This is a genomic window from Aeromonas media (assembly GCF_020423125.1).
In the GTDB taxonomy this organism is placed as follows: Bacteria; Pseudomonadota; Gammaproteobacteria; order Enterobacterales; family Aeromonadaceae; genus Aeromonas; species Aeromonas media.
The window spans coordinates 1,031,526-1,051,567 of record NZ_CP075564.1 but is presented as its reverse complement, the minus strand read 5'-3'; the positions used below and the strand labels follow the sequence as shown (position 1 = coordinate 1,051,567).

General features: G+C 59.9%; 19 protein-coding genes and 2 tRNA genes. 7 read left to right on the top strand and 14 right to left on the bottom strand.

The window, feature by feature from the left end; translation table 11 throughout:
- The first annotated feature begins 49 nt into the window (after positions 1–49).
- From fldB to KI797_RS04995, 4 genes are all read left to right on the top strand, one after another.
- Entirely contained in the window at positions 50–568 is a 519-nt protein-coding gene (fldB, locus tag KI797_RS05010) for a flavodoxin FldB (protein ID WP_005326670.1), read from the top strand.
- Positions 569–843: 275 nt separating this feature from the next.
- Positions 844–2,244, top strand: coding sequence for a TldD/PmbA family protein (locus KI797_RS05005; protein ID WP_226171799.1), 1,401 nt, complete (start codon positions 844–846; stop codon positions 2,242–2,244).
- On the top strand, positions 2,244–3,584 hold the full coding sequence (locus KI797_RS05000; protein WP_226171798.1) for a TldD/PmbA family protein: 1,341 nt from the start codon (positions 2,244–2,246) through the stop codon (positions 3,582–3,584). The genes KI797_RS05005 and KI797_RS05000 overlap by 1 nt, the downstream gene beginning before the upstream one ends.
- Positions 3,585–3,715: 131 nt before the next feature.
- On the top strand, positions 3,716–4,111 hold the full coding sequence (locus KI797_RS04995; protein WP_005326664.1) for a VOC family protein: 396 nt from the start codon (positions 3,716–3,718) through the stop codon (positions 4,109–4,111).
- Between the two features lie 78 nt (positions 4,112–4,189).
- Here the strand turns inward: KI797_RS04995 and KI797_RS04990 are convergent, their stop codons facing one another.
- Positions 4,190–5,116: a L,D-transpeptidase family protein gene (locus tag KI797_RS04990; RefSeq protein WP_005326662.1), complete on the bottom strand. Its 927-nt coding sequence runs from the start codon at positions 5,114–5,116 to the stop codon at positions 4,190–4,192.
- Between the two features lie 456 nt (positions 5,117–5,572).
- Here KI797_RS04990 and trhP point away from each other — a divergent pair, with 456 nt between their 5' ends.
- A complete protein-coding gene (gene trhP, locus KI797_RS04985) occupies positions 5,573–6,934 on the top strand; it encodes a prephenate-dependent tRNA uridine(34) hydroxylase TrhP (RefSeq protein WP_041205198.1) in 1,362 nt (453 codons plus the stop codon).
- 1 nt (position 6,935) lies between these two features.
- Positions 6,936–7,184, top strand: coding sequence for a YfhL family 4Fe-4S dicluster ferredoxin (locus KI797_RS04980; RefSeq protein WP_025326072.1), 249 nt, complete (start codon positions 6,936–6,938; stop codon positions 7,182–7,184).
- A 74-nt stretch (positions 7,185–7,258) separates the two neighbouring features.
- Here KI797_RS04980 and KI797_RS04975 read toward each other — a convergent pair whose 3' ends face one another.
- On the bottom strand, positions 7,259–7,651 hold the full coding sequence (locus KI797_RS04975; protein WP_202046523.1) for a DUF1090 domain-containing protein: 393 nt from the start codon (positions 7,649–7,651) through the stop codon (positions 7,259–7,261).
- 159 nt (positions 7,652–7,810) lie between these two features.
- Here KI797_RS04975 and KI797_RS04970 point away from each other — a divergent pair, with 159 nt between their 5' ends.
- Positions 7,811–8,164, top strand: coding sequence for a DsrE/DsrF/TusD sulfur relay family protein (locus KI797_RS04970; protein WP_161506929.1), 354 nt, complete (start codon positions 7,811–7,813; stop codon positions 8,162–8,164).
- Positions 8,165–8,173: 9 nt separating this feature from the next.
- Here the strand turns inward: KI797_RS04970 and KI797_RS04965 are convergent, their stop codons facing one another.
- The 12 genes from KI797_RS04965 to tpiA all read right to left on the bottom strand — a co-directional run bounded on the left by KI797_RS04965 (position 8,174) and on the right by tpiA (position 19,934).
- A complete protein-coding gene (locus KI797_RS04965; RefSeq protein WP_226173016.1) occupies positions 8,174–9,379 on the bottom strand; it encodes an MDR family MFS transporter in 1,206 nt (401 codons plus the stop codon).
- 133 nt (positions 9,380–9,512) lie between these two features.
- A complete protein-coding gene (gene pnp / locus KI797_RS04960; RefSeq protein ID WP_041205197.1) occupies positions 9,513–11,660 on the bottom strand; it encodes a polyribonucleotide nucleotidyltransferase in 2,148 nt (715 codons plus the stop codon).
- A 180-nt stretch (positions 11,661–11,840) separates the two neighbouring features.
- Positions 11,841–12,110: a 30S ribosomal protein S15 gene (gene rpsO / locus KI797_RS04955; RefSeq protein ID WP_005326646.1), complete on the bottom strand. Its 270-nt coding sequence runs from the start codon at positions 12,108–12,110 to the stop codon at positions 11,841–11,843.
- A gap of 160 nt (positions 12,111–12,270) precedes the next feature.
- Complete coding sequence (gene truB / locus KI797_RS04950; RefSeq protein WP_042648796.1) at positions 12,271–13,230, bottom strand: tRNA pseudouridine(55) synthase TruB; 960 nt, start codon at positions 13,228–13,230, stop codon at positions 12,271–12,273.
- 1 nt (position 13,231) lies between these two features.
- The gene (gene rbfA / locus KI797_RS04945) at positions 13,232–13,666 is read right to left on the bottom strand and encodes a 30S ribosome-binding factor RbfA (protein WP_005326642.1); all 435 of its coding nucleotides are present in this window, start codon (positions 13,664–13,666) and stop codon (positions 13,232–13,234) included.
- A 55-nt stretch (positions 13,667–13,721) separates the two neighbouring features.
- A complete protein-coding gene (gene infB / locus KI797_RS04940) occupies positions 13,722–16,418 on the bottom strand; it encodes a translation initiation factor IF-2 (RefSeq protein ID WP_005326640.1) in 2,697 nt (898 codons plus the stop codon).
- Between the two features lie 20 nt (positions 16,419–16,438).
- Positions 16,439–17,941: a transcription termination factor NusA gene (gene nusA, locus KI797_RS04935; RefSeq protein ID WP_042648795.1), complete on the bottom strand. Its 1,503-nt coding sequence runs from the start codon at positions 17,939–17,941 to the stop codon at positions 16,439–16,441.
- A 14-nt stretch (positions 17,942–17,955) separates the two neighbouring features.
- Positions 17,956–18,414: a ribosome maturation factor RimP gene (gene rimP, locus KI797_RS04930; RefSeq protein WP_025326064.1), complete on the bottom strand. Its 459-nt coding sequence runs from the start codon at positions 18,412–18,414 to the stop codon at positions 17,956–17,958.
- A 166-nt stretch (positions 18,415–18,580) separates the two neighbouring features.
- Positions 18,581–18,657, bottom strand: a tRNA-Met gene (locus KI797_RS04925).
- Positions 18,658–18,748: 91 nt separating this feature from the next.
- A tRNA-Leu gene (locus KI797_RS04920) sits at positions 18,749–18,833 on the bottom strand.
- Between the two features lie 9 nt (positions 18,834–18,842).
- Positions 18,843–19,169 (bottom strand): preprotein translocase subunit SecG, encoded by a 327-nt coding sequence (gene secG, locus KI797_RS04915; protein WP_226171797.1) that lies wholly within the window; start codon positions 19,167–19,169, stop codon positions 18,843–18,845.
- Entirely contained in the window at positions 19,170–19,934 is a 765-nt protein-coding gene (gene tpiA, locus KI797_RS04910) for a triose-phosphate isomerase (protein ID WP_226171796.1), read from the bottom strand.
- Positions 19,935–20,042: the final 108 nt, after the last annotated feature.

Here is a 20,042-nt window from a genome sequence, read left to right as displayed (position 1 = left end):
CCCCATGGTTGCCCGACCCCCCTTGCCTACTGCGATCAAGAGAAGAGCGATGAAGATAGGTTTGTTTTACGGCTCCACCACCTGCTACACCGAGATGGCCGCCGAGAAGATCCGTGCCCTCATTGGCCCCGAGCTGGTTGATCTCCACAACATCAAGGACGTGCCCCTGGCCCGCATGCAGGAGTACGACATCCTGATCCTCGGCATCTCCACCTGGGACTTCGGCGAGCTGCAGGAGGACTGGGAATCCCGCTGGGAGGACATCAAGGATGTGCCTCTGGAGGGGCGCATCATCGCCCTGTTCGGCATGGGCGATCAGTTGGGGTATGGCGAGTGGTATCAGGATGCCCTCGGTCTGTTGCACGATCAGCTGGTGCCCAAGGGGGTCAGGCTGGTGGGCTACTGGCCCAACGAGGGGTACGAGTTCGATGCCTCCAAGGCGCTGATCGACGATGGCCGTCACTTCGTCGGTCTGGCCCTCGATGACGCCAACCAGTACGATCAGACCGAATCCCGCATCGAGCAGTGGGTCGATCAGATCCTCAGCGAGATCCACGAGCTGCTGTGACCCCGCCAGAAAGTGCTGCTCACCTGGTGGCACCAAAAAGCTTCGACGGTTCGGCTCCCTCATCGCTCCTCGAAAGCGACGTTGATTTCCCCTGCCGGCAGCCAGCCACACTGGCTGCCGGGCGCATAAATCGCACCGATTTTCTCAATCGGTATCATCGTATGACGCTATAGCGACTTTTTTGTGCTGGTCTGCAACAATGCAATCGACACCCCATAACACAATCAGAACGGGTGTCGGAAGCAAACAGGAAACAGACCAGAAAAGGATATTCTATGACCTCATTCTCTCTGTTGGCCCCCGCCATCGCCCGCGACGTGCTCGATCACGCCCTGGCGCTGGGTGCCGACTTCGCCGAGCTGTTCGTGGAGCGAAAGCGCCGCAGCCAGCTCAGCCTGCTCTCCAGCCAGATAGAGAACATCAGCGGTGGCCTCGATTTCGGCATAGGCGTGCGCCTGTGCTACGGCCACAAGGTGCTCTACGGCTACACCAATCTGGCCAGCCGCGAGGAGCTGCTGCGCATCGTCAGCCTGCTGGCGGCCAAGGACAGACGTGACCCCATGGTCACCGCCACCGCCTTCGATTTCACCCCCATCACAGACCGCAACCCGGTGGCCCTGCCGCTCTCGGCCGACAAGCAGCTGGAGCAGAAGATCGCCTACCTGCACGCCATGGATGCCGTGGCCCGCGCCGAGAGCAGCAAGGTGAGCCAGTTCTCCGGCAATGTGCTGGGTTGGGAGCAGGAGGTGGAGATCTTCAACAGCGAAGGGCTCCAGGTGGCAGATCGCCGCCACTACAACCGCATCATGGCCCAGACCATCGCCGTTGAGGGGAGCGAGCAGAGCGTAGGCTATGAGGCGCCCGGTGCCCTGATGGGCTGGGAGCATGCCGATCGCATAGATCCGCGCGAGCTGGCCCTCACCGCCACTCGGCAGGCGCTGGTGAAACTCGGTGCAGCCCCCTGCCCGAGCGGCACCCTGCCGGTCATCATGGAGAGCGGCTTTGGCGGCGTCATCTTCCACGAGGCCTGCGGCCATCTGCTGGAGACCACCTCGGTCGCCAAGAAGGCCTCGGTATTCCACGACAAGATGGGCCAGCTTATCGCCAATCCGGCTGTCAGCGCCGTGGACGAGGGCTTGCAGAGCAACGCCTGGGGCTCCATCAACGTCGATGACGAAGGGATGGCAACCCAGCACACCCAGCTCATCAAGGATGGCGTGCTCACCGGCTTCCTGGTGGACAGAATGGGCGCCATCAAGACCAGCCATGCCCGCACCGGCTCGGGAAGGCGCGAGTCCTACAAGTTCGCCCCCACCTCGCGCATGCGCAACACCTACATAGAGCCGGGCAACCACAGCCTAGAGGAGATGCTGGCCACCGTCGAGCACGGCATCTACGCCAAGAAAATGGGGGGCGGTTCGGTGCAGCCGGGCACAGGCGAATTCAACTTCAACGTGCAGGAGGCCTATCTCATCGAGCACGGCAAAATCACCAAACCGCTCAAGTCGGCCACCCTGATCGGTACCGGCCCGCAGGTGCTGAAAGAGATTTCCATGGTGGGCAGCAATCTGGCGCTGGCCGCCGGCATGTGCGGCTCCGTCTCAGGCTCTGTGCCCACGTCTGTCGGCCAACCCGCCTTGAAAGTTGACAATATCCTGGTGGGAGGGAACGCCTGATGAGCACACTCGATATGAACACCCTGCTCACCCGCCTGCTGGACAAGGTCGCCGATCTGGGCGCCGAGGCAGATATCATCGCCAATCAGGAGAAAGCCTTCTCCCTCAAGGCCGACAAGGGGGAGCTCAGCGAATACAAGGTCACCAGCAGCCAGCAGCTCGGTATTCGCCTGATCAAGGAGGGCCGGGTCGGCATCGCCTACTCGGAATCCCTCGATGAGCTGGCGCTGGATGCCATGCTGCAGGATGCGCTGGATGCCAGCCGCTTTGCCAAGGTAGACGCGGATCAGCGCATCTCGGTTGCCGGCAGTCGGATCACCACCGACTGCGTCGAGATCCACCAGCCCGACACCACGGCGGTGGAGGAGAAGATAGCCCTGGCCCTGCGCCTCGAATCCGACATGCTGGCACAACCCGATGTGACCGGTGCCCCCTACAACAGCTTCTTCGAGGGGGAAAGCCGCCTCTGGCTCGCCAACAGCCTGGGCAGCCTTTGCCAGCACAGTGAATTCAGCGTCGGTTGCTATACCTCGGCGCTGGTGGAGCGGGATGGCCGCCAGTCGATGCACTCGCAAGGGCAGTATGGCCGCCACTTCGACGAGCTGGATAGCCAGACTCTTATCGAACAGATCTACGCCGTGGCCCATGACCTGCTGCCCGGTGAAGCGGTGCCGAGCGGTCGCTACAGTGTTCTCTTCAGCACCAACTGCTTTGCCAGCCTGTTTGGCTGCTTCCAGGGGGCGCTGTCGGGCAAGTGGGCCCAGCAGGGGATCAACCCCTGGCGCAGCAAGGTGGGACAAAGCGTGGCGTCACGCTGGCTCACTCTGGAGAGCCGGGCCTATATGCCCGGCGGCATGAACATCAAGGCGTTCGATGGCGAGGGGGCAGCCACTTCGGATCTGCTGCTGATTGGCGAGGGGGAGCTGAAAACCCTGCTCCACAACAGCGCCACCGCCCGCCACTTCGGGGTAGCGAGCAATGGCTCGGCGGCCCGCAGTGCCCGCAGCGCGCTGGATGTCACCGCCCGCCACCTGGTGTTTGGCACAGGTCCTCACAGCGAGGGCGAGGTGCAGAGCGGTGACTATCTGGAGCTGGTCAAGCTGGACGGTCTTCATTCGGGTGCCGATGCGGTGAGCGGCGACTTCTCCTTCGGCGCCTCGGGTTTCCTGTGCCGGGACGGTGTACGCGTCCAGCCGGTGCGCGGCATTACGGTCGCGGGCAACTTCTACCGCCTGCTCGGGGAGCTGGAAGCGGTCGGTGACACCCTGCATCATAACGATGGCAAGGGATTCTACGCGCCGCTGATCCGCTTTGGCGGGCTGAACATCGCAGGCAAGTGACTGTATCAAGCGGGAAAAGCACTTCCCTTCCCCATCCAGAAGCGGCGCCATCAGGCGCCGTTTTTTTACCTCTGGCGCCCCTCATCGCCCACTCCTACCCTCAAAGAGCCACCGACCGCATCGGCCGGAACATGCTGGAGAATACGAAGATGGACAACACCCTGGTCTGGGCCGACATTCCGACACGGGATCTGGATCGCGCCATGGACTTCTACTCGGCCCTGCTCGATGTGCAGGTCACCCCCATACAGGAGGAGGAGATGCGCTTTGCCATGCTGCGCTACGATGGCAGCAACGCGGCGGCCTGTCTCGGCCCCATGGACAAATACCACCAGCCCGGTGGCGCCGGTCCACTCATCTACCTCTCCCTGGGTGACAGGCTGCAGGAAGCGGAGCAGTTGGTCCCCCGGCTCGGCGGGCGGGTGCTCGAACCCCTGCACTCCATCGGCAGCGGTCACGGCTCCCGGGTGATTATCGAGGATACCGAAGGCAACTGGCTGGCCCTCTATGCCCCACCCGCTGCTTGAGCAACATGAGCAACATGACAAACAATAACGGCGACCCTGGGGTCGCCGTTATTGTTACCAAACACCTCGCAGAGGCGATCAGGCTTCCGGGTTGAGGCGAGTCGGCATGCCGGTACGCTGTTCCAGCACCTGCTTGACCACGTTGGAATCGCTGTCCATGTGGGCGATGAAGCGGGTGGTGGCCGGGGTCATGGGGAGCGGCACAGAGGCGGTGGAGTTGAACTCCTCCTCAGTGCGCGACAGCGGCTCGTGCACTTCCATGTAACGACCGCCATCCGGCTCGACCGTGGTCTTGACCGGCTGGTTGACGAACTGGACGCGGGTACCGACCGGCACGTTGTCGAACAGATACTTGATGTCATCGGCGCGCAGACGTACGCAACCACTGCTCACCCGCAGACCGATGCCGAAGGTGGCGTTGGTACCGTGGATGGCATAGAGGTTGCCGATGTAGAGGGCGTGCAGGCCCATGGGGTTGTCCGGACCGGCCGGCCAGACCGCAGGCAGGGTCTTGCCCTGGGCAGCGTAGCGGCGACGGATGTTCTCGGTCGGGGTCCAGGTCGGGTTGGCGCGCTTGCGCTCCACCTTGGTGATCCAGTTCTCCGGGGTGTTGACCCCCAGCTGGCCGATGCCGATGGGCAATACCTGTACCACGTTCTTGCCTTTCGGGTAGTAGTAGAGGCGCATCTCGGCCACGTTGATGACGATCCCCTCGCGCGGCGCATTCGGCAGGATCAGCTGATGCGGAATGGTCAGCTTGCTGCCCGGCGTCGGCAGATAGGGGTCGACCCCCGGGTTCGCTTCCATGATGTTGGTCAGGCCCAGCTGGAAGTCGGCGGCGATCTGCTCCAGCGGACGGTTGTCTGCGGGCACCACGTATTCCTGGTTCTCACCGATCAGACGGCTGTTGGCGGCGGGCAGCGCGTATTCAACGGCGGCGGCCTGCTGGCTGACCAGGGTCAGAGTGCAAAAAAGGGCCGAAGCGGCAATGCGAAGGGGATTCATAAAATTCCTGTATGGTTTCCTGTACCTGTTGGCCTGAAGCCGGTTCATCCTCGGTCTGTCCCTTGTCACGAGTCACGCTCGCCCGAGGCCAATAACCGAGCGCGCATTCTTTCCTGAGCCGGACAAAATTTCAACTTGGAGATGGGGCTTTTTCACGGAAAAGAGCCATTCTCCCCCCAACAATCGGCCGTATCGGCTGCCTGCTACCCTAGCACCACCAATCTGACCACAAAATGAACATGCATCCGGTTCGCCACCCTAGCCCCAAATTGCATGATGGCGCGGTCACGAGTACAATCTCGCACCCCTTTTATCAGGAGTATCGAGTCATCTCGTACTCTGGGTGTACCTCATCGGGTGGCCGTGCGTCGAGTACGGTCGCACCATGCCGATGACCCTATACGGCGCCATCAGGTGGCGCCGTCCTGATTTGCAATCAGACAGAAAGAGTCCAACATGTTCAGACCAGAATTGCTCTCCCCCGCCGGGACCCTCAAGAATATGCGTTACGCCTATGCCTATGGCGCCGACGCCGTCTATGCGGGCCAGCCGCGCTACAGCCTGCGGGTGCGCAACAACGAATTCGATCACGAGAATCTGCAGCTCGGCATCAACGAGGCCCATGCGCTGGGCAAGCAGTTCTATGTGGTGGCCAACATCCAGCCCCACAACTCCAAGCTCAAGACCTTCATCCGCGACATGCGCCCCGTGGTGGACATGAAGCCGGATGCGCTCATCATGTCAGACCCCGGTCTCATCATGATGATGCGCGAAGCCTTCCCGGATATGCCCATCCACCTCTCGGTGCAGGCCAACGCGGTCAACTGGGCCACGGTGAAGTTTTGGCATCAGATGGGCCTGACCCGCGCCATCCTCTCCCGCGAGCTCTCCCTGGACGAGATCGAAGAGATCCGCATGCAGGTGCCGGAGATGGAGCTGGAAGTCTTCGTCCACGGGGCGCTGTGCATGGCCTACTCCGGTCGCTGCCTGCTCTCCGGCTACATCAACAAGCGCGACCCCAACCAGGGCACCTGCACCAACTCCTGCCGCTGGGAGTACAAGGTGCACGAGGGCAAGGAAGATGACGTGGGCCAGATCGTCCACCGTCAGGAACCCATCGCCGTGCGCCCGGACAACACCCTGGGGCTCGGCAAGCCGAGCGATGCCCTGGTGTTGCTGGAAGAGTCCAACCGCCCCGGCGAGTACATGACCGCGTTCGAGGACGAGCACGGCACCTACATCATGAACTCCAAGGACCTGCGCGCCGTCGAGCACGTGGAGCGTCTGACCAAGATGGGTGTGCACTCCCTGAAGATCGAAGGCCGCACCAAGTCCTTCTACTACTGCGCCCGTACCGCCCAGGTCTATCGCAAGGCCATCGACGATGCGGTCGCCGGTCGTCCGTTCGATCCGACCCTGATGGGCACCCTCGAGAACCTGGCCCACCGCGGCTACACCGAGGGCTTCCTGCGCCGTCACAACCACAGCGAGTACCAGAACTACGACTACGGCTACTCGGTCTCCGACACCCAACAGTTCGTCGGCGAGATCACCGGTCGCCAGGGCGACATGGTGGAAGTGGAAGTGAAGAACAAGTTCCTGGTGGGCAACAGCCTGGAGCTGATGACGCCGCAGGGCAACGTCAGCTTCAACCTGGAGCAGATGCAGAACCGCAAGGGTGAGCTCATCGATACCGCGCCGGGCAACGGCCACGTGGTCTATGTACCCGTTCCCAAGGAGATCGACGTCAACTACGGCATCCTGCTGCGCAACCTGGGCGATCGTCAGGACACCCGTCAGCCCCACTCGGCGGCCTGAGATGGCGCTGCTCATCACCGACAAGTGCATCAACTGTGACATGTGCGATCCCGAGTGTCCGAACCAGGCCATCAGCCTGGGGGACAAGATCTACGAGATAGATCCGGATCGCTGCACCGAGTGCGTCGGCCACTATGAGAAGCCCACCTGCATCAGCGTCTGTCCTATCGACTGCATCATCTGGGATCCCGCTCACGTGGAGACCGAAGAGCAGCTGATGGACAAGTTTGTGCTGATGCACAGGCAGTAGTGCCGGACCTGCAGGTCATCCAGAAATAGAAAAAGCCGGGCATGCTCGGCTTTTTCTATTGCGCTACCGCCCACTCAGGGTTTGACCAGCTTCTGCAGCGCCTCAAGCTCGCGTTGGGCCTCCAGCAGCTCGGCCTGGGATGCCTCCAGCTTGGCCTGCTTCTTGGCGATCTTGTCCGGCTTGCCCGAGACCCGGGCGCTCTGCAGATCCGCCAGACGCTCCTCCACCTCTTGCTTCTGCTTGGCCACCTTTCGCTGCTGCTCCTCGAGGAGCCCGGCATCTGTGCAATGGGTCTCGATGTTGCGCAGGGCCTGCTCCAGGCCCGCCACCTGCTGCGCGTTATCGTGCGCCCGGGCGAAGCTCAACTGCTCGGTCACTGCCTGATGCCTGGCCTTGCAGCCGACGTTTTCACTGCCATAGGCCTGTCCGGCCAACAGCAATAATCCTATTCCGGCGATCTTCCACATAACGACCTCTTTGCTCTGTCATACTGGATGGCCGCCTATGAAACCTGACTCATACCCCGAGGTCAAGGCACAGGGAAAGGGCTACGACAGAGTTTGCACTGGGTCATGCCGCCGCCATGTAGGCGACGCTACAATGCCCCTTTCAACAGGGAGAGTCCCATGAAGCAACAGATCGTCATCATCGCCAACGGTGCCCCCTATGGCACCGAATCTCTGTTCAATGCCCTGCGCCTGGGGATAGCCCTCAACGAGCAGGAAGGCATCGACCTGAAACTCTTCCTGATGTCAGACGCGGTCAGCGCCGCCCTGGCGGGCCAATCCCCCGCTGAGGGTTACAACCTGCGCCAGATGCTGGAGATCCTGCTGGCACAGGGTACCCAGATCCGGCTGTGCAAGAGCTGCACGGACGCGCGGGGCATCACTGCCCTTCCCCTCATCGAGGGCATAGAGGTAGGCACCCTGCCCCTGCTGGCCCAGTGGACACTGGCGGCCGACAAGGTGCTGACCTTCTAGGGATCAGGGCTAGGCCCGGACCAGCGCCGGGCGTGAGGTCCGGGTACTCAGGCCATAGAGCATCAGGATCGCCAGGCAGAGCAGCGCCATGCAGCCATAGAGCCAGCTGCCCCCCCAATTGGCCAGGATCCAGCCCCCCAGCAGGGCGCCGATGGCGATCCCGAGCCCGGACATGGAGGCCGCCCCAAAGTAACTGCCCTTGAGGTGCTCCGGCGCCATCTGATCGACCAGCACATTGAGCAGCGGGAACAGGATGCACTCGCCGATGCTCAGCAGGATCACCGCCACTATCCAGTGCCACCAGATGGCGGTATCCCCGAGCGCGAACTGCAGCTGGGCGCTGAGGAAGAAGGCGACCCCGAGCTGCAGTCGGCGCTTGATAGACCAATTGGTGGTCAGGTGCAGCAGCGGGAACTGCAGGATCACTATGGTCAGCGCATTGGTGCTCACCAGCCAGCCGATGAGGCGCTCCACCTCAGGGGTCCCCGCCCGGGTCAGATACTGGATGAGCGGTGACTCGAACTGGGCATAGACCAGCATCAGCAGCATGTTGGCCATCGTCAGCAGCAGGAAGCCCCTGTCTTGCCAGAGCACCCGCAGCACGGCGCGCATGCCCGGGCCGGCGGCATGGCTTGGCTGACAGGCGGCCAGTCGAAAACCGACGAAAAAGATGAAGCCGAGCAGCAGATAGCTGACACTGAGCAGTAGGAAGGTCTCCTGCCGTGCACTCAGGCCGTAACTGACCCCGAGCAGGGGACCGATGGCAGCCCCCAGGTTGAGCAAGAAGTAACGCAGGTGCAGTGCCAATTCGCGGGCCTTGGGCTCGGCCAGGCTGTCGGCCATCAGCGCCTTGCCAGGGGAGTCGATGAGCCCGTAGGAGAGCCCGCTGCCGATCACCCCGAGAGCCAGCCAGATCACCTGATGGGAGAGGCCGAGCAGGGCAACGCTCAGAGCGGACACCAGGCAGCCAAACAGCAGTATGTTGCGCCTCCCCCACTTGTCCGACAGCCAGCCGCCATAGAAGCTGACCAGGGTGGAGAGTGCCGCCGTGGCCCCCAGAATGAGGCCGATCAGCGTCGCCGACAGACCGTAGTCGCGGTAAAGCAGGATGGAGAGAAAGGGCCATACCATGAAGAAGGTGGTGCGCACCATGAAGGTGCCCAGGATGACGATCCAGACTAGCGGAGGAAACTGCCTGATAAGGGCCCACGACATCATACTGCTCCTTGTTGCCCGTCGCACGGGGAGCCCAATGTTGTAACAGAGGGCTCCATAAGAAACAATGTTGCCGACCCGCTGGCATAAAAAAAGCCGACCCTGAGGTCGGCTTTTTCACAGTACGGCAGCCTTATTCGGCAGCCGGCTCTTCGACGGCGGCAACGGCCACGTCGGCAACCGGGGCGGCGGTTTCGGTCGGTGCATTCGCTTCCTTGATGGAGAGACGCACGCGGCCTTGACGGTCCACTTCCAGTACCTTCACCTTCACCACATCACCGATCTTCAGGAAGTCGGCCACGTTCTGCACGCGGGCATCGGTGATCTGGGAGATGTGTACCAAACCGTCTTTACCCGGCAGGATGTTGACGAAGGCGCCGAAATCGGCCAGACGCACAACCTTACCTTCATAGATGCGGTTCACTTCGATCTCGGCGGTGATGGCCTCGATGCGACGGATGGCTTCCATGGCGGCTTCGTTGGCAACGGCGGAGATGCGGACAGTACCGTCATCATCCAGCTCGATGTTGGTGCCGGTCTCTTCGGTCAGGGCACGGATCACGGAACCGCCCTTGCCGATGACATCCTTGATCTTCTCGGGATTGATCTTGATGGTGTGGATGCGCGGGGCAAAATCGGAGATTTCGGCGCGCGGCGCCTGGATGGCCTCGTCCATGACCTTCAGGATGTGCAGGCGAGCGCCACGAGCTTGCTTGAGCGCAATCTCCATGATCTCTTTGGTGATGCCTTCGATCTTGATGTCCATCTGCAGCGCGGTGATACCCTGGGTAGTACCGGCCACCTTGAAGTCCATGTCACCCAGGTGATCTTCGTCACCCAGGATGTCGGACAGCACGACGAAACCTTCTTCTTCCTTCACCAGACCCATGGCGATACCGGCAACGGAGGCCTTGATCGGCACACCCGCGTCCATCAGCGCCAGGGAGGAACCACAGACGGAGGCCATGGAGGAGGAACCGTTGGATTCGGTGATTTCAGACACCACGCGCACCACGTACGGGAACTCGGCGGCGCTCGGCATCACGGCAGCAACGCCGCGCTTGGCCAGACGACCGTGACCGATTTCACGACGCTTGGGGCTGCCCATCATGCCGGTTTCACCGACGCAGTACGGCGGGAAGTTGTAGTGCAGCATGAAGCGGTCGGCACGGTGGCCAGACAGCTCGTCAATGTTCTGGGCGTCACGCTCGGTACCCAGAGTCGCAACGACTATGGCCTGAGTCTCGCCACGGGTGAACAGGGCGGAGCCGTGAGCACGGGGCAGAATGCCGGTGCCGACGGACAGGGCGCGGATCATCTCCGGATCGCGACCATCGATGCGCGGCTCGCCACGGACCACACGGCCACGGACGATGCGGCTTTCCAGGCTGTGGAACTCTTCGCCGATCTTCTTGGCATCTTCTTCCACACCGGAGGCGATGACCTGCTCAACCACACGGCCCTTGATGGCACCGATGGCGGCGTAACGCACGGCCTTCTCGGTGATGCGGTAGGCTTCACCCAGCTCGGCGGTGGCCAGCTCGGCAACCTTGGCTTTCAGCGCTTCGTTGACGGCAGGCGGGGTCCAGTCCCACGGCTGGGTACCCACGTCGGCGGCGAATTCGTTGATGGCGTTGATCACCACTTGCATCTGCTCGTGGCCATAGACCACGGCACCCAGCATCACCTCTTCGGACAGGATGGCCGCTTCGGACTCCACCATCAGCACCGCGTTGGCAGTACCGGCAACCACCAGATCCAGATCGCTCTGGGGCAGTTCGGTGGTGGTCGGGTTCAGCACGTACTGACCGTTCATGTAACCCACGCGGGCAGCAGCAATCGGGCCGCCGAACGGGATGCCGGAGATGGCCAGGGCAGCAGAGGCACCGATCATGGCAACGATGTCGGGGGACACGGCCGGGTTCACGGACATGACGGTGGCAACCACCTGAACCTCATTGAGGAAGCCTTCCGGGAACAGCGGACGAATAGGACGGTCGATCAGGCGGGAGATGAGAGTCTCACCTTCGCTCGGACGGCCTTCACGACGGAAGAAACCACCCGGGATACGACCAGCAGCATAGGTACGCTCCTGGTAGTTGACGGTCAGCGGGAAGAAATCACGGCCGTGATCGGCCTCTTTCTTGCCGACGACGGTCACAAATACGCAGGTATCGTCCATGCTGACCATGACGGCCGCAGTGGCTTGACGGGCCATCACACCGGTTTCCAGGGTGACGGTGTGTTGACCGTACTGGAATGACTTTACAATAGGATTCACGTGAATTTCCTTTTTACAATTTGGCGCTTTAAATTCGCGTGCAAGTATACTTGATTCGCATCAAAAGGTAAGCGGTGGCACGCATTCTGTGAGGCAGGCAACGGTTTGCCGCGCGATAAAAATGATCCATAAAAAAGGGGAACCTCACGGTTCCCCTTTTTCGCGAAATCTGATGGTCGATTAACGACGCAGACCCAGCTTGGCGATCAGAGCAGCGTAACGCTGAACGTCTTTACGCTTCAGGTAGTCCAGCAGCTTACGACGCTGGGAAACCATGCGCAGCAGACCGCGACGACCGTGGTGATCCTTGGAGTGCTCCTTGAAGTGACCTTGCAGATGGTTGATCTGGGCAGTCAGCAGGGCAACCTGCACTTCGGGGGAACCGGTGTCGTTGGCGCAACGAGCGTTGTCAGCAACGATGGAAGCTTTGATCTCAGCATTTAGAGACATGGTATTACTCCAGTAGAGTGTTTAAAGGTTCACAGCCAATCTCTAATTCAGCCGTGAAATGAGGGCGGTATCATAATCGCAGCCGCCCATTTTCGCAACGATAAAGAGGAACGAGCTGCACGCGCCCTGGCCGGTGAGCCAGGGTGATACCGCCAGAGGATCACTCCTCGTCGCGATCGTCGTGATAACGCACCAGCCGCTTGGGAGCGACTCGCCCTTCGTCGTCGATCTCGCCGACGCCGATGAACTCGCGCTCAGGGCCCACCGTCATACGTACCTGGCCGCTTTGCGGCGCACCCGCCACCTGCACGGCCTGGCCCTGGTTCACATAGGCGGCCACGGCCGTCAACATGTTCACCTCGGGCAGGGACGCCACTGCGGTATCCATCGGCAGCAGCAGCGGATCCAGCTGCTCCCGCGGCGGAATGCTCTCGGCCTTGGCCTGCTCGAAGATACATTCGAGCTGCTCCAGAGTCAGCATCCTGTCGTAGGGATAGCTGGCCACCTGGGTACGACGCAGCTGGGTGACATGAGCACCACAGCCCAGCACTTCGCCGAGATCGTCCACCAGGGAGCGGATGTAGGTGCCCTTGCTGCAGTGCACTTCGAGGCGCACTTCATCACCTTCAAAGCTCAGCAGTTTGAGCTCGAATACCGTGATGGGACGGGCTTCCCGCTCGATCTCTATGCCTTCACGGGCGTACTCGTAGAGCGGGCGACCGTTGTGCTTGAGGGCGGAGTACATGGACGGCACCTGCATGATGGGGCCGCGGAACTGGTCCAGCGCCTCGATCAGGGTACCCACGGCCACGTTCACCGGACGGGTGGAGACCACCTCGCCGTCGGAGTCGCTGGTGTTGGTGCGCTCGCCCAGCTTGGCGGTCACCTCATAGCGCTTGTCCGCCTCCAGCAGATACTGGGAGAACTTGGTGGCTTCGCCCAGGCAGATCGGCAACATGCCGGTTGCCAAGGGATCCAGGGCGCCGGTGTGGCCGGCCTTGGCCGCGTTGTAGATCCGCTTGACCTTCTGCAACACATCGTTGGAGGTCAGACCGGTCGGCTTGTCCAGCAGCAGGATACCGTGTACGTCACGGCCCTTGAAACGACGTCTTCGAGACATCTCAGGCTTTATCCTCAGTTGTATCATCCGGTGCGGCTTCGTCTTCTTCACGACCAGCTTCGGTCATGCGACGCTTGTCTTCACGCACAGTGTTGGTCACCAGGTTGGAGAGGCGCATCCCCTCGACCAGGGTCTGGTCGTAGTAGAAACGCAGCTCCGGCACCACCCGCAGACGCATGGCGCTGCCGAGCAGGCTGCGAATGTAACCGGCCGCCTCGGTCAGGCCCTTGAGCCCTTCCGCGATGCGCTCGGCGTCATTCTCCAGCTGCAAGAAGGTGACGTAAATCTTGGCATAGTTGAGGTCCTTGGACACTTCCACGTCGGAGACGGTCACCATACCGATGCGCGGGTCTTTCACCTCGCGCTGCAAGATCAGCGCGATTTCACGCTGGATCTGCTGCCCGACCCGACGGGTCCGGCTAAATTCTCTGGCCATATTCTATCCTGCGATAAAAGGGGGCCGCAGCCCCCTATTTGTTCTAACGCTCGGCTTACAGAGTCCGCTGAATTTCAATGGTCTCGTAAACTTCGATCTGGTCGCCTTCACGCACGTCGTTGTAGTTCTTAACCGCGATACCACACTCGTAACCGTTGCGGACTTCGTTGACGTCATCCTTGAAGCGACGCAGGGATTCCAGCTCGCCTTCATAGATAACCACGTTGTCACGCAGAACGCGAATACGGTTGGAACGCTTGACCACACCTTCGGTGACCATACAGCCGGCAACGGCGCCGAACTTCGGTGACTTGAAGACGCTACGCACTTCAGCCAGACCGATGATCTCCTGACGATACTCAGGGGCCAGCTTGCCGCTCATGGCCTGCTTCACTTCGTCAATCAGGTCATAGATGACGGAGTAGTAACGCAGATCCAGGCTCTCGGATTCGATGACCTTGCGCGCAGAAGCGTCGGCACGGACGTTGAAGCCCACCAGGATGGCGCTGGAAGCAGCTGCCAGGGTAGCGTCGGTTTCGGTGATGCCACCGACCCCGGAACCCACGATCTTGACCTTGACTTCGTCGGTAGAGAGTTGCACCAGTGCATCGCAGATAGCTTGCACGGAACCCTGTACGTCGGCCTTGATCACCACGTTCACTTCGGACACTTCGCCCTCGGTCATGTTAGCGAACATGTTTTCCAGCTTGGCCTTCTGCTGGCGAGCCAGCTTGACGTCGCGGAACTTGCCCTGACGATAGAGTGCCACTTCACGGGCTTTCTTCTCGTCACGTACGACAGTGGCTTCGTCACCGGCAGACGGCACACCGGACAGACCCAGGATTTCCACCGGCAGGGACGGACCCGCTTCCTTGATCTCGCGACCCAGTTCGTCACGCATGGCACGAATACGACCGTATTCCAGACCACACAATACGATGTCGCCCTGGCGCAGAGTACCTTCTTGTACCAGCACGGTGGCAACCGGACCACGGCCCTTGTCCAGGAAGGACTCGATCACGACGCCGCTGGCCATGCCATCGACGACCGCTTTCAGTTCCAGCACTTCGGACTGGATCAGGATGGCTTCCAGCAGATCGTCGATGCCTTCGCCGGATTTGGCGGAGACATGCACGAACTGGCTGTCACCACCCCAGTCTTCGGACATGACGTTGTAACGGGCCAGCTCGGTCTTGACGCGATCCGGATCCGCTTCAGGCTTGTCGATCTTGTTGACCGCAACCACGATGGGCACTTCTGCCGCCTTGGCGTGCTGGATGGCTTCGATGGTTTGCGGCATGACGCCGTCATCGGCAGCGACGACCAGTACCACGATATCGGTCGACTTGGCACCACGGGCACGCATGGAGGTAAACGCGGCGTGACCCGGAGTATCCAGGAAGGTGATCATGCCACTGTCGGTTTCGACGTGGTAAGCACCGATGTGCTGGGTGATACCACCGGCTTCGCCAGCGGCAACCTTGGCCTTGCGGATGTAGTCCAGCAGCGAGGTCTTGCCGTGGTCGACGTGACCCATGATGGTCACGACAGGTGCGCGCGGCTTGGCTTCGGAGGTCTCGTCACGATCGGACAGTACCGCCTCTTCCAGTTCGTTCTCACGACGCAGCAATACCTTGTGACCCATCTCCTCGGCGACCAGCTGAGCGGTCTCCTGATCGATCACCTGGTTGATGGTAGCCATGGCGCCCATCTTCATCATCGCCTTGATGACTTCGACACCCTTGACGGCCATCTTGTTGGCCAGCTCGGCCACAGTGATGGTCTCGCCGATGACGACATCGCGGTTCACCACGGCAGCCGGCTTGTTGAAGCCGTGCTTCATGGCGTTGGGCATGGCGACCTTGCCGCGCTTGCCTTTGCGAGCACGGGGGTTGCGGGAGTCACGGTCGTCTTCGCGGCGAGTAGCCTTTTTCGGGGCCTTGACCGCAGCAGCCGCAGTGCGACGACTGGTCTCTTCCTTCCGGTCCAACTCGTCTTCTGCGGCTTGCGCATGCTTGTTGGTGGTCAGATGGTAATCACTGCTCTCTTTGGCGCGAGCAGCTTCTTCTTCAGCCCAGCGAGGGCCGTTCTGTTCCGCCATCAGACGAGCCTCTTCGGCTTTCTTGGCGGCGAGTTCTTCTGCTTTTTGCAAAGCGGTTTGTTCCTGTTGGCGCTTCAGTTCTTCTGCTTCGCGCTTGGCCATCTTTTCTGCCTCTTGCTGAGCTGTGCTAGCGGCTACTTTGGCGGGCTGTGGAGCCTGTCGAGCCTTTGATTGTGCCTCGATCCGCGCCTTTTCCTCAGCTTCACGACGAGCCTGCTCAGCCTCACGGCGAGCCTTCTCTTCAGCATCGAGACGAGCCTTGTTCTCGGCCTCGTGACGAGCTTTTTCTTCTGCTTCCAAACGCGCTTTTTCCTCGGCTTCCGCCTGACGCTGTTCATCTTCCAGCGCCGAGCGTTTTACATAGGTGCGAGTCTTGCGCACTTCAACCTGCACTTCCTTGTTCTTGCCGCCAGTTCCTTGAACACTGATGGTGCTCTTGGTCTTGCGCTGCAATGTCATGCGGGCTGGTGCGGTGATCTCGTCACCTCCATGCTGTTTTTTCAAGTGAGCCAGCAGAGTCTGTTTCTCAGACTCGCTGACGAGGTCGTCGGCCTTGCTCTTGCTGATACCGGCATCGACAAACTGCTGGAGAAGACGATCAACCGGCGTGTCGATGTCAGTGGCAAGTTGTTTGACTGATACTTCTGCCATTCATTTTCCTCCGTTTGATCTTATTCAGACTGCTCTTCTCCGAACCAACAGATATTGCGAGCAGCCATAATCAGCTCACCGGCTTTCTCAGCGGTCAGCTCTTCAATGTCGGCAAGGTCGTCGATACCTTGCTCTGCCAAATCTTCCAGGGTGCCGACGCCGCGAGCGGCCAGGGCATACGCCATGTCACGGCCAAGGCCGTTGAGATTGAGCAGTTCTTCGGAAGGCTCTACGCCGTCGAAGGATTCTTCTTTGGCCAGGGCCTTGGTGGTCAGGACATCCTTGGCACGCTTGCGCAGCTCTTCCACCATGTCTTCGTCCAGACCGTCGATGGCCAGCAGCTCATTGACGGGTACGAAGGCGATCTCTTCCAGGGTGGAGAAACCTTCTTCCATCAGCAGACCGGCGAAATCGTCGTCGATGTCCAGCGCTGTAGTGAACAGAGTCAGGATGCGATCGTTCTCGGCCTGGTGCTTGGCACGCATGTCCTCGACGGTCATGACGTTCAGCTCCCAACCGGTCAGCTGGGAGGCCAGACGCACGTTCTGACCGTTGCGACCAATGGCCTGGGCCAGGTTGGCGGCTTCCACGGCGATGTCCATGGTGTGGTTGTCTTCATCAACGATGATGGAGGCCACATCGGCAGGCGCCATGGCATTAATCACGTATTGGGCCGGGTTGTCATCGTACAGCACAATGTCGGCACGCTCACCGCTCAGCTCGGCGGATACCGCCTGAACGCGAGCACCGCGCATGCCGATACAGGCACCGATCGGGTCGATACGACGATCGTTGGTCTTGACCGCAATCTTGGCGCGGGAACCCGGATCACGGGCAGCGCCCATGATTTCGATCATCTCTTCGCCGATTTCCGGCACTTCGATGCGGAACAGCTCTTTCAGGAAGTCCGGGCTGGAGCGGCTGACGAACAGCTGGGAACCACGGGCTTCCGGACGGACTGCATAGAGCAGGCCACGGATGCGGTCACCGGGACGGAAGGTCTCACGGGGCAGCATGTCGTCACGGAAGATCACGGCCTCGGCATTGCTGCCCAGATCCAGGATGACGTTGTCGCGGTTGCTCTTCTTGACCACACCGCTGATGATGGTGCCTTCCTTGTCCTTGAACTGGTCAACGACTTGGGAACGCTCGGCCTCGCGCACTTTCTGCACGATGACCTGCTTGGCGGTCTGAGTGGTGATGCGGTCGAAGGTGACAGAGTCAATCTGGTCTTCAACATAGTCGCCGATCTGGATATCCGGCTGCTCGATCTGAGCGGCTTCGAGAGTGATTTCCCCGTACGGGTTCTCCATGGAAGCCTGATCGGCCACCACGACCCAACGGCGATAGGTGTCGTAGTCACCGGTCTTGCGATCGATCTCGACCCGAACTTCAATCTCGCCTTCGTATTTTTTCTTGGTCGCAGTCGCCAGCGCAGTCTCCAGAGCCTGGAAAATCTTCTCGCGGGGGACAGCCTTCTCGTTGGACACAGCGTCAACGACCAGCAAAATCTCTTTATTCATATCCGATAGCCTCGTTAACCAAAGTTCGGCACTATGTTCGCTTTTTGGATATTGGTGAAAGCCAACACCTCGTCCTTACCATCTACTGTCAGGGTGATCATGTCCCCCTGCACAGCTTTGATTACGCCTTTGAACTTGCGTCGGTTGTTTGTTGCCATCCGAAGCGAAACCGCCGCCTCTTGGCCAACGTATTTTTCGAACTGGGCAACCTTGAACAGCGGACGATCCAGGCCCGGGGAGGAAACCTCGAGGTAATACTCCTCGGTGATGGGATCTTCAACGTCCATGATGGCGCCAACCTGGCGGCTCACCTCGGCACAGTCTTCCACCGTCACGCCTTGCTCTGAGTCGATGAAGACGCGCAAGGTCGAGTGCTTACCCGCACGGATAAACTCGACACCCCAAAGTTCAAAACCCAAGGCAACGACCGGAGCCTCGAGCAGATCGGTCAAACGTTGTTCCAACGTAGCCAAAGTCACCCTCCGAAAAACAAAAAAAGGGCATATAGCCCAGATAGAGATCGATTCAGAGTAAATCGCACATAACAAAAAGCCCCGATGTCAAATCGGGGCTTGGCGCTTTACCCTGATTGTCGCCTCGCAGCGACCGCCTTCCTGAGCGTAGGAAATGCGTGAAATTTGGTTGCGGGGGCCGGATTTGAACCGACGACCTTCGGGTTATGAGCCCGACGAGCTACCATGCTGCTCCACCCCGCGTCCGAAATCGTGCGAGATTATAGCCACTTCATTCTCATCACACAAGACTGACTGGCTATAACTTCCCGGTTACCCGGGTTCACTGCTTAATTGGTGCCGTGGGCGGGACTCGAACCCGCACACCCTAGAGCACTACCCCCTCAAGATAGCGTGTCTACCAATTCCACCACCACGGCAAAAACTCTTTACTCGGGAACGTCAGTGTCTTTCTTCACTTGCGCTTTAGTCTGCTCAACTTGCTGAGTCTGTTGCAGATTTTCCCATTCGCTACCCTGTTTTACCTTGTTGCTTGACATGGAGCCGAGCACCAAGCTGATCAAAAAGAACATAGTTGCCAAAATTGCAGTTGTGCGGGTCAGGAAACTGCCTGAACCACCGGAGCCGAATACAGTATTCGATGCCCCTGCGCCGAAGGAGGCGCCCATATCAGCCCCTTTACCTTGCTGAATCATCACCAGACCGATCAGAGCCAGTGACACTAGCAGATAAACGACTAAAAGAATCTCGTACATTTAACTTGCACCCTTTGCCGCTTCAACAATTCCTAAAAACGCATCGCTGTCGAGGCTTGCTCCACCTATCAGTCCGCCATCAATGTCGGGCTGGGCAAACAAATCTCTCGCGTTGGTCGGCGTCACGCTCCCACCATAGATGATTCTTACTTTCTCACCTATTACCGGAGTATCCTCCGCCAAGCGACCACGTATAAAGGAATGAACCTCTTGTGCCTGCTCGGGTGTGGCGCATTTACCTGTACCTACAGCCCAAATCGGCTCGTAGGCGATGATAGCATTATCGAAAGCCATCGCGCCATTTTTCTCTATGACGATGTCCAGCTCTTCGGCGATCACCTCAAAGGCTCTTCTCGCCTGCCTCGCCGCACCTGACTCCCCCAGACAAAGGATGGGAATCAAACCTGCCGCTCTGACTGCCGCAAACTTCTCTGCGACGATAAAGCTGGTCTCACCAAAGAGACGCCTGCGCTCGGAGTGACCGACCAGTACGTATCGGCACCCTGCCTCGACCAGCATCTCACACGAGACTTCACCCGTATAAGCGCCCTGTCTGTGCTGGCTCACATTCTGAGCCCCCAACCTTATCACCTTCTGCTCATCGAGCAGTCGTGTGGTAAAGTCGAGATGCACATGGGAAGGACAGAGAACAACATCTACATCATCACCAACACCCTTCAGGCATTGACTCGTAAACTGCTCTAACTGCGACCTACTACCGTGTAACTTCCAGTTGGCGGCTACAAACGGCTTGCGATGTCCCATCGGCAACTCCCTTGCGAAAGCGGGGCTGATAATATCCAGAGGATGATCAGCTGACAAGTGCTATTTTCAAATTTTCGAATCGTTTGAACAAGATACAACCAGGGCGAT

Coding starts and splice junctions, on each gene's coding strand:
- KI797_RS05000 (WP_226171798.1), top strand. CDS start 2,244: ATGAGCACACTCGATATGAACACCCTGCTCACCCGCCTGCTGGACAAG.
- infB (WP_005326640.1), bottom strand. CDS start 16,418: ATGGCAGAAGTATCAGTCAAACAACTTGCCACTGACATCGACACGCCG.
- KI797_RS04990 (WP_005326662.1), bottom strand. CDS start 5,116: ATGAATCCCCTTCGCATTGCCGCTTCGGCCCTTTTTTGCACTCTGACC.
- truB (WP_042648796.1), bottom strand. CDS start 13,230: ATGTCTCGAAGACGTCGTTTCAAGGGCCGTGACGTACACGGTATCCTG.
- secG (WP_226171797.1), bottom strand. CDS start 19,169: ATGTACGAGATTCTTTTAGTCGTTTATCTGCTAGTGTCACTGGCTCTG.
- rpsO (WP_005326646.1), bottom strand. CDS start 12,110: ATGTCTCTAAATGCTGAGATCAAAGCTTCCATCGTTGCTGACAACGCT.
- KI797_RS04970 (WP_161506929.1), top strand. CDS start 7,811: ATGAAGCAACAGATCGTCATCATCGCCAACGGTGCCCCCTATGGCACC.
- nusA (WP_042648795.1), bottom strand. CDS start 17,941: ATGAATAAAGAGATTTTGCTGGTCGTTGACGCTGTGTCCAACGAGAAG.
- tpiA (WP_226171796.1), bottom strand. CDS start 19,934: ATGGGACATCGCAAGCCGTTTGTAGCCGCCAACTGGAAGTTACACGGT.
- KI797_RS04980 (WP_025326072.1), top strand. CDS start 6,936: ATGGCGCTGCTCATCACCGACAAGTGCATCAACTGTGACATGTGCGAT.
- fldB (WP_005326670.1), top strand. CDS start 50: ATGAAGATAGGTTTGTTTTACGGCTCCACCACCTGCTACACCGAGATG.
- KI797_RS05005 (WP_226171799.1), top strand. CDS start 844: ATGACCTCATTCTCTCTGTTGGCCCCCGCCATCGCCCGCGACGTGCTC.
- KI797_RS04995 (WP_005326664.1), top strand. CDS start 3,716: ATGCTGGAGAATACGAAGATGGACAACACCCTGGTCTGGGCCGACATT.
- trhP (WP_041205198.1), top strand. CDS start 5,573: ATGTTCAGACCAGAATTGCTCTCCCCCGCCGGGACCCTCAAGAATATG.
- rbfA (WP_005326642.1), bottom strand. CDS start 13,666: ATGGCCAGAGAATTTAGCCGGACCCGTCGGGTCGGGCAGCAGATCCAG.
- KI797_RS04965 (WP_226173016.1), bottom strand. CDS start 9,379: ATGTCGTGGGCCCTTATCAGGCAGTTTCCTCCGCTAGTCTGGATCGTC.
- KI797_RS04975 (WP_202046523.1), bottom strand. CDS start 7,651: ATGTGGAAGATCGCCGGAATAGGATTATTGCTGTTGGCCGGACAGGCC.